This window comes from Propionispira raffinosivorans DSM 20765 (assembly GCF_000381065.1).
GTDB lineage: Bacteria > Bacillota > Negativicutes > Selenomonadales > Selenomonadaceae > Propionispira > Propionispira raffinosivorans.
Genome location: NZ_KB905852.1, coordinates 86,689 through 99,951, shown reverse-complemented (window position 1 = coordinate 99,951; position 13,263 = coordinate 86,689). Strand labels below are relative to the sequence as shown.

Sequence of the window (13,263 nt, the reverse complement as noted above, 5' to 3'; positions counted from 1 at the left end):
TTCTCCATAAATTTCCATCCGACGATATTTAGGCGCAAAAACAATATGATATTGACATCTCCACTTAGTATGTTCTAAACTTTGTATATCTTTATCTTGCATGATAAAGACCTCCCTGTTATTTTTTATGCGGTTGGCTAGACCTGCATTTATTGTAACAGGGATTTTTTTTCGACTAAAGTCAAAACCGTCGATTCCGCCGGCTAAGCCGGTGGTTTATTTCGAACAGTTAATAAAAAAATGAACAATTGCTTGTCATCAAAAAGCAATTGTTCATTTTTTATTTACATATATTCTTTTGTCAGTTGCAAAAAAGCATCCGCGGCTTTTGACAAACGTACTTTTTTAGGATAAGCTGCCACCATATGGCGCGGCTCTATTGGCTCGATCAACGAAAAATAGCACGGATTACTGGCCAGTTTGTTATACAGAGCCAACGTATCTGTGACCAACGTGGCTCCAACGCCGACGGCCACTAATGACTGTGCTGAAACTAAACTATTAGACTGCAATATCACCTTAGGATGCGTTTTGGTTTTTTCGCATAAGGTCAAAAATGCTTCTCGCATTTTACGCTTATTTTTCATAACAATAAAGGGTTCATTTGCAAAAGCAGCAAAGGAAACTTTTGGGAAAGGTATCGTTTGCTCCTGCGACGAAAATTTTTGGCTAATTGGATGATTCGCGGGTAGTGCCAGCAAAATCTCTTCATCGACAATATGCTCATAAATAAGCTCTTCATTTTTAAGTGGCAGATAAACAAAGGAAAGATCCGTCATCCCACTCGCTGCATATTCCTGCAGCTCGATTGTTGTTCCTTCAACCAGACTGATGTCAATCCCTGGAAAACGCATACGAAACTCCGGTAAGATCCGCGTCAACAAATAAGCCGTCCTTGAATACGAAGTCCCAATCTTAAGATGTCCCCGTTTTAAATCCGAAAGATCTTCAATTTGACTAAGCAAGTCTTGCTGAATTGTTTGAATCTGCTTTGCTTTTTTTATATAAAGACCACCAGCAAACGTAAGCGTCAGTGGACTGGTTCGCCGATCAAATAACTCTACTCCGATTTCAATTTCAACTTTTTTAATGCATTGGCTCAAGGATGGCTGACTAACATAAAGTTTTTTTGCGGCTTGCGAAAAGCTTAATTCCTCCGCAACTTGTAAAATATATTTCATTTCCCGTTCATCGATCATTCAATTTCTTCCTTTTGCAATAATAACGTATTATATAATATTCCGTAAATTCCAACAAACTCCTGCAAAAGAAAAGAACACCGATGTTTTAAGCTTGAATCATTCGTTGGTGGTGATACCAAATATAATCTATAATCATCACGCCTATACATAAAAGGAGTACATAGATGCACTTAATCCCCAATGATATAAATAAACAAGAACATAAAATAGTCGACAAACAAGCCATCCCACGTTTAAGCCCCGATAATAAAACTACCCCGGCTAAAGAAGCCAGCAAATAGACAGCCATAAAAATAACATTGGCATATAAAATAAGTTCTTCAAGCTGAAAACCAATTAATTGCCTCACCAACAAGGTAAGAAAAACAATACTATAACATAGCAGCATTGCCGGTATGGGAACACTCATTTTATTCAATTTCTGGAAACATTCTGGTAACGCGCCAGTCATACTCATAGCATAAAGCATTTTTGAAAAACTCACCAAATATAAATTAACCGCAGCTAAACAAGTGCAAAAAGCCATCACAGCAACAAATATTTTACCGGCTGAGCCAAATAATATATTAAATAAAAAGACCATATAGTTAGCATTTAATACAGGATTTCCGTAGGCATGATATTTCAGGACAATGAGTCCCAACAAAATACACAGCCCCCCTACAATGCCAATACTGATCAAAATCGTCAAAGGAAAATCCCGCTTAACATTTTTGAAACTCCCCGCCAAATGAACGACTGCTTCGATACCGACAAAACACCAAAAAATCAAACTGACTGCCGGGATGACTATTCCTAAATCAGACCAGTACATTGAAAGATCTATGGGACGTGCAAAAGCACCAGCAAGCCCCGCCTTGCCAATTAAGCAAGCTAAAACAGCTAGTGTCACCAGCGTGATAAAAGTGTTTAATTTACTCATAAAATTAATTCCATACCGATTGATTATAAACAATGCCAACAAAGAAAAACTCTCTGCTAAAAAAAGCTGGAATTCATTTAAATTCCATAATGCCCCTAAATAAGAAATACCGGTAATTAAAATGATGGGAGGTGCAATCGGCATCGCTGCCAAAAAAAGCCACGACGTAAAACGCTCAAACTGACCATTAAATGCCTGACGAATAAAAAACGCTGTTCCACCTTCACTTGGATAAAGTGCTGCTAAATTACTAAAAGTAAAAGCTACTGGCAAAATACAAAGCAACGTTAAAAGCCATGCTATAATTGATTTCTCACCTGCTAAGGAAGCCGCCATCGCTGGCACGATAAAAATACTAGACCCCAGCAGTGTCGAAACTAAAATCCCCACACCCTGATATACATTTAAACTTTTCGTTAAACTTGACATAATAACCTCCACCATTCATAATGCCTAAATTTATACTGTAATTCAGTAAATTACTATTTAAATCATTAGCATGAATAGTATACTACATCGTTTTATAAAGTTCAACGTTTTATAAGGTTAAACTGCCTACAATAAATAAAAGATTAGGTATTTTAACCATAATCTTTTATTTATTCCTATTTGTATATCATATTCTTTGTTTATTAAAGTCATTGATTTTATTTATTGTATTCTGCCGCTAATTTTTTAAATAAAGGCAAAGAACGACGAATTGTATCTGTATTTATACAATAAGAAGCCCTAAAATGCCCCGGACAACCAAAATCACGGCCTGGTACCAATAACAGATCATATTTTTTTGCTCGTTCACAAAAAGCAACATCATCTGCTTCAAGTGATTGTGGAAAAAGATAAAAAGCTCCCTGCGGTTTTACACAATGAAAACCCGCTTCAAGTAACCCGTTATAAAGCAATGTACCATTTGTCACATACGTGCTGATATCAGAAGGTTTGCCCGCACAGCGTGCTACCACTTTTTGAAACAATGACGGTGCATTGACATGAGTCAAAACACGGCCAGCCCCAGCGATAGCCGCATACATTCTGTTGAAATCAACAAGTTCGTCTGGAACGACTACATAACCAATTCTTTCGCCCGGCAAGGAAAAAGATTTGCTGTAGGAATAACAAACCAATGTATTTTTATAATATTTCGTTAGATAAGGAACTTCTATGTTATCATACGCAATTTCACGGTATGGTTCATCCGAAATCAAGAAAATTGGCTGTCCATACTGTGCCGATTTTTCTTCTAAAATTGCCACCAGTTTTTGTATTGTAGCTTCGGAATATACAGCACCACTTGGATTATTCGGAGAATTGACAATAACCGCTTTCGTATGACTGTTGATTCTTTTTTCAAATTCAGCAAAATTAATTTGAAAATCTTCAATCTGTGCAGGAACCACAACTAATTTAGCTCCGGTAGATTCCACAAAGCATTCATATTCAGGAAAGAATGGCGCAAATGCAATAAATTCATCTGCCTTTTCGCTAAGAGCTTTAAATACAACCGTAATGGCGGCTGCCGCGCCAGCTGTCATAAAAAGATTTTTTCCCGTAAAGGTCGTAGAAAATCTTGCATTGATACTCTGCGCTAAAATTTCTCGAACTTGTGGATTCCCTGGTGCTATCGTATAACCATGAATTGCACAAGGTTCTTCTTCATTTAAAATGTCCAAGATTGCCTCTTTAATAAAATCAGGAGCTGGTACATTCGGATTACCCAAACTAAAGTCAAAAATATTTTCGGCCCCTACAGCGGCGGCTCTTTCTTGACCATATTCAAAAATCGTACGAATCGTCGATTTTTTACTGCCTAATTCATACATTTTTTCTGCTATCATTTCCATCATCCTTCACTCTTTTTTAATGTTATGTATCGTATACCTTTACATAGTAACATTTATAAACACTTACAGGCAAGCATCAACCATATCCTCCAGCGTATAAAAAAAGAGATCACGCATGATCTCTTTTTTTATACCGTAAACGGCTGTATAAATAATTTTATATTTCAGCTTCAGAAAAATAACGCATACTTGTTTTTTTCCATTCTTTCACACTAAACAGCATCACACGATCCACTATATGCGTTTTTTCAGCCAGCTCCTGAGCAATCGCATTGCATTCCTCACGGCTGTGTCCATGGATCATTGTATAAACACTATAGGGCCAATCGGGCATCGTATTGCGATCATAACAATGAGAAACAGCCGTACTTTCCGACATCTGCTGCGCTACAATTTCAATCTGCTGTTCTGGAACCGCCCACGCACACAGTACATTCGATGAAAAACCGACTTCACGATGGCGAAGCACAGCTCCCATTTTGCGAATTTGTCCATCTCGTTTAAACACCTGTAAACGAGCTAAGAGTTCAGCTTCAGTAATACCAATCCGCCCAGCAATTTCTTCGTAAGGTTTTTCAACAACGGGAAACTCATCTTGCATGGCTTGAATAATTTTTTTATCTAATGCATCCATGTTTTCACCTACTTCAAATTAAACTGAACGTTAATTTTATATTTTTTTCTCGCAATTAAGCTAATGAGTTTTTCTACACCTGGCAAGTTTCGCACCTCTTCCAATATCTGCTCACGCAGCTTGGTATCGGGAGTCAACAGCGTAAACCACAGGTTGTATAAACCATCCCGTTCATAATTATGGGTAGCTCCCGGATAACAGTTAATCGCCGTTGCAACAGATTCCATATATGCTGGATCGACTTTTACGGCAATTAACGTTCCCTGGTAACCTAGTTTATCCGAATCAAAAAAAGGTCCTATACGCCGTACATATCCGGCTTCTTTTAAATCTTTAATACGATTGATCACAATCGATTCCTCTGTATTTAGCATAGCTGCTAAATCAGCAAATGGCCGTTTACTGATTGGCAACTGGGTCTGTAAGACATTCAATAACTCTTTATCAAACACTGTCAAACGAACCGGTTCCTTTTTTATCATTTTCGCTCCCCTTATATAACAAAAATTTACGCATAAACTTTTTACCATAAATCCCTCTTATATATGTTTTCTTTTATTGTACCAAAACATCACCTATGACGTCAAGTAATTCTGAACGCCCTTCACTTTTAACTGCAGAATAAGGCAGCACCGCCAAATCTGGTACACCTAATGATTTTCTGATAACGGCCAAATTTTTTTGTAGAGCATTTTTTCCCAATTTATCTGCTTTCGTAGCAATAACCAAGACTGGAAGATTATGTTTAACCAACCAATTAAACATGTCCACATCCGATGGCATTGGTGCATGACGGCTGTCAATTAACTGGCAAACAAATTGCAATTGTTGAGATTTCAGCAAATACTCATCAATAAATTTTGCCCAGCGTTTACGATTTTCCTGTCCGGTTTTTGCATATCCATACCCCGGCAAATCGACCAGATAAAAATCAATTCGATCTTCTCTGTCTTCTAACTTAGCACCTAATTCATAAAAGTTAATCGTCTGTGTCTTACCCGGATTCCCGCTCACTCTGGCCAACCCTTTAACTCTCGTAAGCGAATTGATCAACGACGACTTACCTACATTGGAGCGGCCCATAAAAACAATTTCTTTCATCTTGTCTTCTGGATACTGCTCCACTTGTACCGCTGAAGCAATATATTTGCCTTGCGTTATAATTACTTTATCTTTTTCACTCATGTTCTTTCACCATTGCACACGCTAAAACTTGATCCATATGTTCAACTGGAACAAATTCTAATTCGTGCCTTATATTTTTTGGAATATCCTCAATATCTCGTTCATTTTCTTTTGGTAAAATAATCGTTTTGATACCTTCACGATATGCCGCTATTACTTTTTCTTTTAGTCCACCGATCGGCAAAACTCTGCCACGTAAGGTAATTTCCCCAGTCATTGCCACATCCGAACGAACTTTTTGATCCGTTAAAGCAGATACCATAGCCGTAGCCATTGTAATACCAGCCGATGGACCATCTTTAGGAATCGCCCCTTCCGGCAGATGGATATGAATATCCTGCTTTTCATAAAATTCAGCATCAATATTCAATTCTTGGGTACGGCTGCGAATATAACTAAGTCCAGCCTGCGCTGATTCTTGCATCACATCACCTAATTGACCTGTCAGAATCAATTTCCCCTTGCCTTTGATGACAGTAACTTCAGTAGGTAAAATATCACCACCGACCTCAGTCCAGGCCATACCGGTACATACACCAACTTCGGCCTCTTTTTCCGCTTTGCTGTGTATAAATTTAGTTCTCCCTAAAAAAGCATGCAAATTTTGAGCTGTTACTTTTACCGTTTTTTTGTCCTTTTGGACAATTTGCAAAGCAACCTTACGGCAGACTTTTGCAACAATACGTTCTAGTTCGCGCACACCCGATTCTCGTGTAAAGCCTGCAATCATTTTCTGCAGTGTTCCTTCTGAAAATTGAATTTGTGCCGATTTTAAGCCATTTTCTTTTATTTGTTTTTTCACTAAATAACGCTGAGCAATCTGCAATTTTTCTTCTTCCGTATAACTTGGCAAATGAATGATTTCCATGCGGTCACGAAGCGGTCGCGGAATCGTATGTATTGCATTTGCTGTAACCACCCAGAGCACCTTTGAAAGATCAAATGGCAGTTCAATGTAGTGATCACTAAACGTATTGTTCTGTTCGGGATCAAGAACCTCTAGCAGAGCGGCCGATGGATCACCCTTAAAATCTGAATTCATTTTATCAATCTCATCCAACAAAAATACTGGATTGTATGATCCTGCTGTTTTTAGGCCTTGAATGATTCGCCCGGGAAGTGCTCCAACATACGTACGACGATGCCCGCGAATTTCCGCTTCATCCCGTACGCCACCCAAAGATGCTCTGACAAAAGTACGACCTAGTGAGCGGGCAATCGAACGTGCCAAAGATGTTTTACCAACCCCGGGAGGGCCAACTAAACACAGAATCGGTCCCTTAAGTGAATCGGATAATTTGCGAATTGCCAAATATTCTAAAATCCGTTCTTTTACCTTTTCTAACCCATAATGATCTTTATTTAATATTTTTTCAGCTTCTTTTATATCCAGCTGTTCCTTCGTTGCATTGTCCCATGGCAAAGACAGCAGCCAATCTAAATACGTACGAATCACACCAGTTTCAGAAGATAGCGACGACATTTTTTCTAAACGACTAAGTTCTTTATTGATACGTTCAACAACATCGTCCGGATACTTTGTTTCTGCGAGTTTTTTCTGATACTCCTCAATTTCAGCTGATTTATCATCTTTGTCACCCAGCTCTTTTTGAATAGCTTTCATTTGTTCTCGTAGATAATAATCTTTTTGGATCTTTTCCATTTGCTTTCTAACACGACCACTTATCTTTCGTTCAATTTCAAGAACTTCCATTTCTCGCGCCAATATCTCATATAATTTTTCCAGCCGAACTTTAACATCCGTTGCCGTAAGCAAGGCTTGTTTATCATCCAATTTAAGATTCAAATGACTGGCAATTAAATCACAAAGCCTGCCAGCATCTTCCACAATCACGACAGAGACTAAAGTTTCCGGCGGAATTTTCTTGCTTAACTTCACCCACTGTTCAAATTCGTGCACAACAGCTCGAGTCAAAGCTTCTAATTCCAGTGACGGCTCCACTGTTTCATTAAACTCTTCTATTTCAACTTCATAATATTTTTCCAATTCATTATGTTTCACAATCTTAGCTCTATGTAATCCCTCAACCAAAACACGAATTGTGCCACCTGGTAACTTTAAGAGCTGCTTTACTTCAGCAATCGTGCCAATTTCAAATATATCATCTTGTCCTGGTTTTTCAATGGCTGCATCTTTTTGGGCACTCAACATGATAATTCGATCATGCAGCATAGCCTCTTCCAAGGCTGCAATCGACTTTTCTCTGCCAACATCTAAATGGATGATCATATACGGAAAAACCATGATTCCTCGTAACGGTAATAAAGGCATTTTGCGATTCGTATCCATATAAAAACCTCCTCATTATATTTTTTTATGTAATGCGCACTTTATTGTAAATCATCTTTTTATCGTGCATAAACTAGAATCTTTATTGATACCTAAATAATTGGTATTCTAAACCAAAACAGAAAAATCCTCTATAATATTGATTCATAGAAAATAAACCAAAAAGAGACGCTGTAAAAATACAACGTCCCTTTTAAAAACCTTTTGACTAAGCCGATTCTTCATTGGTTAAAGGCTTTTTTGCCTTTTTCTCGTCTAATGTCAATATAGGATCTTTCTTATCTGTAACAACTTCCTTCGTCACAGTGCATTTCGCTACATCATCACGTGATGGAACTTCATACATCACATTGCGCATAACCGACTCAATGATGGAACGTAATCCACGAGCACCAGTATTGCGTTTTAAAGCTTCTTTTGCAATGACTCTAAGCGCATCTTCTTCAAATTCCAATTTAACATTATCCATATCAAGGAACTTTTGATACTGTTTCACCAAGGCGTTTTTCGGTTTTGTCAATATGCTGACAAGGACATCTTCATCAAGTGCTTCCAATGTAACAACCACTGGTAAACGCCCAACAAATTCAGGAATCAAGCCTATCTTAAGTAAATCTTCTGGAAGAACAAATTTCAAAATCTCACCGACTTTACGTTCTTCTTTACTCTTAATTTCGGCACCAAAACCTAAGTTCTTTTTACCTGTACGAGAATCAATGATTTTTTCAATACCATCAAATGCACCGCCGCAGATAAATAAGATATTCGTCGTATCAATCTGTATAAGTTCCTGATGTGGATGTTTGCGTCCGCCTTGCGGTGGAACACTTGCAACCGTACCTTCAAGAATCTTTAATAAAGCTTGTTGCACTCCTTCGCCTGAAACATCGCGTGTAATCGAAGGATTTTCTGATTTCCGGGCAATTTTATCGATTTCATCAATATAAATAATCCCTTTTTCTGCTTTTTCAACATCGTAATCAGCTGCTTGAATCAGTTTCAATAAGATATTTTCAACATCTTCACCAACATACCCAGCTTCTGTTAAAGAAGTAGCATCTGCTATGGCAAACGGTACATTCAAAATTTTCGCTAAGGTCTGTGCCAGTAAAGTCTTACCGCTGCCGGTCGGACCAAGCATCAGAATATTTGATTTTTGCAAATCAACATCATCAATTTTAGGTCCCATGTTGATTCTCTTATAATGATTGTATACAGCTACCGCTAAAGATTTCTTTGCTTCATCTTGACCAATTACATACTGATCTAAAATGCCCCTGATTTCTTTCGGTTTTGGAACATCCTTCAGTTCGACTTCAACATCATCACTGAATTCTTCCTCGATTATCTCATTGCAAAGTTCAATACATTCATCACAAATGTATACACCAGGACCTGCAACCAACTTTCTTACCTGTTCCTGTGATTTACCACAAAACGAGCATTTCAGTTGACCTTTTTCATCCCCAAACTTTAACATGTTATCACCTCTCTATTCAGGGCTTTCGGTTTTTTTTACCGGACGAGTAATGACTTCATCAATCAGACCATAAGTTTGTGCTTCCGCAGCTGACATAAAGCTGTCACGCTCCGTATCTAATACGACTTTATCACGAGTCTGACCTGTATGACGAACTAAAATATCATTACCAACTTCTCTTAAGCGAAGAATTTCTCTTGCTTGAATCTGAATATCCGTAGACTGACCCTGCGCTCCGCCTGACGGTTGGTGAATCATAATACGCGCGTATGGAAGCGCATATCGTTTGCCTTTGGCACCTGCTGTTAAAAGTAATGAGCCCATACTTGCGGCCTGACCTAAACAAATCGTAGAAACATCAGGTTTGATATACTGCATCGTGTCATAAATTGCAAGACCCGCCGTTACAACACCACCTGGACTATTAATATATAAATGGATATCTTTATCCGGATCTTCTGACTCTAAAAACAGCAATTGTGCAATAACAACATTTGCTACATTATCATCTATTGGTCCACCAATAAAAACGATACGATCTTTAAGTAAACGAGAATAAATATCATATGCTCGTTCGCCTCGGCTTGATTGTTCTACTACCATCGGTACATAATTCATAAGATCACCCCAGTTATCTCTTAGCGGCAAAACTTATTCTGCGATTTGATCAACAATAAACTGTGCAGCTTTCTTGCGCATAATCGTTGCCATTAAATCACCAATACGCCCTTGTTCGCTAATAATTTTTTGTACTTGTGCAGCTGTTGCACCATAAGCTTTCGCCATCGCTTCCACTTCTACCTGCATATCAGCTGCTTCAATTTTAATTTCTTCTGCTTTTGCTACTGCTTCAAGCATCAAATCTGTTTTCACATTGACGACTGCCGTTTCACGATATGTTTCACGTAATTTTGCAATATCCGTGTTTGCATATTGTAAATACTGGTCTAATTTCATTCCGCGATTTTCAAGGCTGATTGAAAGTTCTTCCAGCATATGGCTAATACGGTTATCAATCATTTCATCTGGAATATCCACTGTCATATTTTCAGTTGCAATTTTAAGAGCTTCTGCTTTTCTATCATTTTCAGCTTTTACGACTGCATTTTTTTCCAGTTTATCTTTCATATCGGCTTTAAGCTCAGCCACCGTTTCAAATGAACTTGCTTTTTTAGCAAATGCATCATCAAGTTCCGGCAATTCTTTACGTTTAATATTATTTACTGTGCATTTGAACACAGCTGGTTTACCAGCTAAATTTGCTGCGTGATATTCTGCAGGGAATGTTACATGTACATCAAGTTCCTGACCTACTGTAGCACCAATCAACTGTTCTTCAAAACCAGGAATGAAGCTTCCCGAACCAATTTGGAGTGGATAATCTTTACCTTCCCCACCATCAAAAGCAGCGTCATCAACAAAGCCCTTGAAATCAATCGTTGTAAAATCATCTTTTGCAACAATCGTATCTTCAACTGTAACCATTTTCGAATGATGATCCAGCATTTGTTTGATTTGTTCTTCTACTTGTTCGTCTTTAACTTCTACAGTTGTTTTTGCTACAGTTAAACCTTTATATTCACCAAGTGTAACTTCTGGTTTTGCAGTAATCGTTGCTTTAAACACAACATCTTTACCTTCTTCCAAAGTCACAACGTCAATTTTAGGACGGCTTACCGGTTCAATATTTTCCTGCGTAAGGGCATCATTAAATGCTTTAGGAGCAAGCAATTCAAAAGCTTCATCCAAAATTGCTTCTTTGCCGATGCGTTGTTCCAAAATTTTACGTGGTGCTTTACCTTTACGGAACCCTGGGACATTCACTCTATTTGCAAGCTTAGTATAAGCTTTTTCAATTGCTTTGCTCAATTCCGCTTGTGGTACTTCCATCTCTAAAACAACTTGATGATTGTCTATTTTTTCTGCAGTAACTTTCATTATATACAATGACCTCCTGTTTTTCCTACAACTCATTATTTTTCTCTGGCTTACGTAAACTTTGCCGAACTACCAATTTATAGTCTAAAGCACAATACGCCATATAGTGCATCATATCATAATTATTAGCCAAAAACAAGTAAATTGCATGCATATAGTAAATGACAGACGCCACTCGGTCCTATACCCCATTCCTTACGATTGCCATATAGAATATTTAAAGCAGCTTAACTATTAGTTTCATTTCAAATAATATCTAAACTATATCTTAAAAATATGGTATAATAATACTTAATATCAAAAATTAAAAATTTTTTCTGATGTAAGTATATAATTTTTAAATAAAAAAAGGATGTGGCTTTTTCTTGGACAGTCCCGAGACGAGTATTAAACTCGCATTAACTTTATGTTGTATTATTGCAAATGGCTTTTTTGTTCTGACCGAAACCGCGATACTAGAAACCCATAAAAGCAAGCTTGAAAAACTATCGAACAATGATGATCGAAAACTACAGCTGGCTAGCAAAATCATGGATGATCCAGAACGATTTCTTTCGGCCATGCAAATTGGCATAACCTTAATGAGTATTTTAATTGGTACTTTAGCCGGCGCTGAACTTGCGCCAATTTTATCAGGATTGTTATCAACTCTCTCGATTGATAATTTCTATGCTGATTTAATTGCCTTTATCTGCAGCGTTGTATTTATCACCTATTTAAATCTGATCATCGGCGAACTCGTACCGAAAAAAATTGCTGGCAACAGCCCTGAAATCATTCTGCTTCATTTTGCTAAATTATTGAATAAAATGGAATTGTCTACTAGACCGTTTGTCCATTTTCTTTCCACCTCCACGACTATGGTACTTGCTATTTGTGGCATTAATCCACGCGTTGAGGATGCTGTAACCGAAGATGAAGTGAAAAACCTAATTGAACAAGGCACCGAAGATGGCACCTTTGAAAAAACAGAACAGGATATGGTGGATCGAATTTTCCATATGAGCGACCAGACGGCTTATGCTTTAATGAGACCACGCACGCAGATGTTTTGGCTGGATCTTGCCGATTCACTCGAGCATAATTTAGAACTGATTAAAGAAAATCCTGATACGATCTTTCCTGTCGGCAAAGACAATCTCGATGACTTTGCTGGTGTACTCTATGCAAAAGATTTATTAAATGCTGCCATTAATAAACAGGATTTAAATTTGGCAAAATATCTTCGCAAACCGATGTTTATTCCTCGGTCTATGGAGTCTTTTCGTGTTTTAGAAAAATTTAAAGAAACGGGTACACATGAAGCGATTGTACTTGATGAATACGGCGGTGTCGTCGGTTTTATCACGATAAAAGATATCATTTCTGGAATTGTTGGTGATATCTCATTAAATAATGAACCAGAACCAATTCAGATCATTCGTCGTGATGATCAATCCTGGCTGGTAGACGGTCTATATTCGATTGACGATTTCAAGGAACAGTTTGAACTAGATGAATTACCCGATGAGGACCCTGATCATTATCAAACCATGGGAGGCTTCATTACTTCCTATTTAGGTTATATTCCAAAAGAAGCAGAGAAATTCACGTGGAATAATTTTACGTTTGAAATTCTTGATATGGATAGAGCTCGTATAGATAAAATCATGGTTATAAAAGAAGACACTGATAAAGAACCATCTGGTGAAAAAACAGAATCAGAGCTTTCCGTTTAAAAAAAGCATCGTTCAAAATAAAATTTTGAGCG

11 protein-coding genes and 1 pseudogene are annotated in these 13,263 nt (G+C 37.8%); 1 reads left to right on the top strand and 11 read right to left on the bottom strand.

Translation table 11 applies throughout. The features are described 5' to 3' along the window. From F606_RS23225 to tig, 11 genes and pseudogenes are all read right to left on the bottom strand, one after another. Positions 1-102, bottom strand: a pseudogene (locus tag F606_RS23225) (IS200/IS605 family transposase); the annotation flags it as partial. A 182-nt stretch (positions 103-284) separates the two neighbouring features. Then, positions 285-1,199, bottom strand: a complete 915-nt coding sequence (locus F606_RS0111885) for a LysR family transcriptional regulator (protein ID WP_019554116.1) — start codon at positions 1,197-1,199, stop codon at positions 285-287. Between the two features lie 88 nt (positions 1,200-1,287). Beyond that, complete coding sequence (yjeH, locus tag F606_RS0111880; RefSeq protein WP_019554115.1) at positions 1,288-2,553, bottom strand: L-methionine/branched-chain amino acid transporter; 1,266 nt, start codon at positions 2,551-2,553, stop codon at positions 1,288-1,290. Positions 2,554-2,771: 218 nt separating this feature from the next. Continuing rightward, entirely contained in the window at positions 2,772-3,959 is a 1,188-nt protein-coding gene (locus F606_RS0111875; RefSeq protein WP_026329367.1) for a pyridoxal phosphate-dependent aminotransferase, read from the bottom strand. Between the two features lie 163 nt (positions 3,960-4,122). Next, positions 4,123-4,599: a siroheme decarboxylase subunit beta gene (gene ahbB / locus F606_RS0111870; RefSeq protein ID WP_019554113.1), complete on the bottom strand. Its 477-nt coding sequence runs from the start codon at positions 4,597-4,599 to the stop codon at positions 4,123-4,125. Positions 4,600-4,607: 8 nt separating this feature from the next. Then, a complete protein-coding gene (gene ahbA / locus F606_RS0111865; RefSeq protein ID WP_019554112.1) occupies positions 4,608-5,081 on the bottom strand; it encodes a siroheme decarboxylase subunit alpha in 474 nt (157 codons plus the stop codon). 73 nt (positions 5,082-5,154) lie between these two features. Continuing rightward, positions 5,155-5,784, bottom strand: a complete 630-nt coding sequence (gene yihA / locus F606_RS0111860) for a ribosome biogenesis GTP-binding protein YihA/YsxC (protein WP_019554111.1) — start codon at positions 5,782-5,784, stop codon at positions 5,155-5,157. Next, positions 5,777-8,095, bottom strand: coding sequence for an endopeptidase La (gene lon, locus F606_RS0111855; RefSeq protein WP_019554110.1), 2,319 nt, complete (start codon positions 8,093-8,095; stop codon positions 5,777-5,779). The genes yihA and lon overlap by 8 nt, the downstream gene beginning before the upstream one ends. Before the next feature lie 208 nt (positions 8,096-8,303). Further along, positions 8,304-9,575 (bottom strand): ATP-dependent Clp protease ATP-binding subunit ClpX, encoded by a 1,272-nt coding sequence (gene clpX, locus F606_RS0111850; protein WP_019554109.1) that lies wholly within the window; start codon positions 9,573-9,575, stop codon positions 8,304-8,306. A 12-nt stretch (positions 9,576-9,587) separates the two neighbouring features. Then, positions 9,588-10,193 (bottom strand): ATP-dependent Clp endopeptidase proteolytic subunit ClpP, encoded by a 606-nt coding sequence (gene clpP / locus F606_RS0111845; RefSeq protein ID WP_019554108.1) that lies wholly within the window; start codon positions 10,191-10,193, stop codon positions 9,588-9,590. 33 nt (positions 10,194-10,226) lie between these two features. Continuing rightward, positions 10,227-11,513, bottom strand: coding sequence for a trigger factor (gene tig / locus F606_RS0111840; RefSeq protein ID WP_019554107.1), 1,287 nt, complete (start codon positions 11,511-11,513; stop codon positions 10,227-10,229). Between the two features lie 365 nt (positions 11,514-11,878). On the opposite strand from tig, the gene F606_RS0111835 reads away from it, so the two are divergent. Continuing rightward, on the top strand, positions 11,879-13,231 hold the full coding sequence (locus F606_RS0111835; RefSeq protein WP_019554106.1) for a hemolysin family protein: 1,353 nt from the start codon (positions 11,879-11,881) through the stop codon (positions 13,229-13,231). The last annotated feature ends 32 nt before the right edge of the window (positions 13,232-13,263 follow it).